The sequence below is a fragment of the Bradyrhizobium centrolobii genome (genome assembly GCF_001641635.1).
In the GTDB taxonomy this organism is placed as follows: domain Bacteria; phylum Pseudomonadota; class Alphaproteobacteria; order Rhizobiales; family Xanthobacteraceae; genus Bradyrhizobium; species Bradyrhizobium centrolobii.
Genome location: NZ_LUUB01000112.1, coordinates 1 through 1,929 on the forward strand (window position 1 = coordinate 1; position 1,929 = coordinate 1,929).

The following is a 1,929-nucleotide window of genomic DNA, read 5'->3' on the forward strand; positions in this document are numbered from 1 at the left end:
CGTGCGCCCCGAGGGCGCGAACTATCAGTGAGGGAGGATCTCACCCGGATAATTGTCGATTGGTCCGGAAGCTGGCAGGCGGCACGGTCGGGTAACTGACTGGGTCGGAGCCCTGCGACAAAGGCAGCCTTGGGCTGCTGAGCGATCCGATGGGCCGTAACAAAGTGAAGCCTGAGCAGGCCTCGAAAGTTCGAATGCGGATGCCGACCCGCCGGTCATTTGGGGAAGGCCGCACGTGTGGGGAAGCAATCGACACGCGCACCCACGCGATCCGCCGGGGTAGTGGGCACGGCACGCCGGAAGGGTAGTTCGTAGTTACAGGGGGAGACCCGTCGCGGACGAGGGTAGCGGCCTCAACATCGCATGAGGCGGTGGTCACGGCGGGAGTCGGACGGGGCAATAGGAGCGTTGATGCCGGGTAATGCCGGTGGAGCAAAGGGCCCCGACTTCTGGTGCGCTTTTGAAGATGGTGAGGTGAAGGTGATTGGTGATGAGCCTGACAACGCCTGATAAGATCCGGAGCCTTCAGAGAAAGCTCTACTGCAAAGCGAAGGCGGAGCCCACCTTCCGCTTCTATCTGCTCTACGACAAGATCTGTCGCGAGGACATCCTGGTCCACGCCTATCGGCTCGCTCGCCTTAATGCGGGTGCCCCAGGTGTGGATGGGATGACGTTTGCTCGCATCGAAGAGCTGGGCCTGGAAGCATGGTTGGCGGACTTGCGCGCGGAACTGGTCTCGAAGACGTACCGACCTGATCCGGTGCGGCGGGTGATGATCCCGAAAGCGAATGGTGGCGAGCGTCCGCTCGGCATTCCGACCATTCGTGATCGTGTGATTCAGACTGCCGCCAAGATCGTGATCGAACCTATCTTCGAGGCTGACTTCGAGGACAATGCCTACGGCTACCGGCCCGCTCGCGGGGCGGTGGACGCGGTCAAGGAAGTGCACCGGCATTTATGTCGGGGCAATGCTGACGTAGTTGATGCTGATTTGTCCAAGTACTTCGATACGATACCGCATTCCGAGCTGATCAAGTCAGTAGCCCGGCGTGTGGTGGATCGAAACGTCCTGCGTCTCATCAAGATGTGGCTGAGGGCGCCGATCGAAGAACGGGACGCGGACGGAACCCGGCGCATGAGTGGCGGCAAGCGAAACACACGCGGCACGCCGCAAGGCGGCGTCGCAAGTCCATTGCTGGCCAACATTTACATGAATCGGTTCCTGAAGCATTGGCGTTTGACTGGCTGCGGCGACGCGTTCCAGGCTCACGTCATCTCCTATGCCGACGACTTCGTTATCCTCAGCCGCGGTCGCGCAGTGGAGGCATTAGCGTGGACGAAGGCGGTGATGACCAAGCTTGGGCTGACACTCAACGAGGCTAAAACTTCGCTGAGAAATGCCCGACAGGAACGCTTCGACTTCCTCGGCTACTCGTTCGGCGTGCATTGGTTTGAGGCGAACGGGAAATGGTATCTGGGCGCGAGCCCGTCCAAGAAGAGTGTACAGCGGCTCAAGACAAGGGTCGGCGAGCTTCTGGTGCCAAGCAATATCGATCCATGGCCGGAAGTACGTGACAAGCTGAACAGGTCACTGCGAGGCTGGTCCAACTACTTTGGCTACGGCTCGCGGAGCAAGGCATACCGTAGCGTCGACCAATACGTCTTTGAACGTGTGCGCAGGTTCCTCGCGCGAAGGCACAAGGTGCAAGGGCGCGGCAATCGCCGATTCATATTCGATGTCATCCATCGAGAACTCGGCGTTCTGTGCCTCCAACGCTTGCCCCGAGCGGCCACGTCGCGTGCCTCGCGGTGAAGCCAGCCGGAAAGCCGGATGCCGGAAATCGGCACGTCCGGTTTGATGAGCGGGGATGGGAAACGGGGCGATGGCCAAGGGGCCCCCAAGCTACCGCGCCCATCCTCGACTCTACC

Annotated in this window: 1 protein-coding gene; it reads left to right on the forward strand. The window is 60.7% G+C overall.

Annotated features, from left to right (window positions below; translation table 11 throughout):
• Positions 1–490 precede the first annotated feature (490 nt).
• The gene (ltrA, locus tag AYJ54_RS40555) at positions 491–1,813 is read left to right on the forward strand and encodes a group II intron reverse transcriptase/maturase (protein WP_201724315.1); all 1,323 of its coding nucleotides are present in this window, start codon (positions 491–493) and stop codon (positions 1,811–1,813) included.
• Positions 1,814–1,929: the final 116 nt, after the last annotated feature.

Bases quoted from the DNA above. Each gene is read 5' to 3' on its own strand.
- ltrA (WP_201724315.1), top strand. From the start codon at position 491: ATGAGCCTGACAACGCCTGATAAGATCCGGAGCCTTCAGAGAAAGCTC.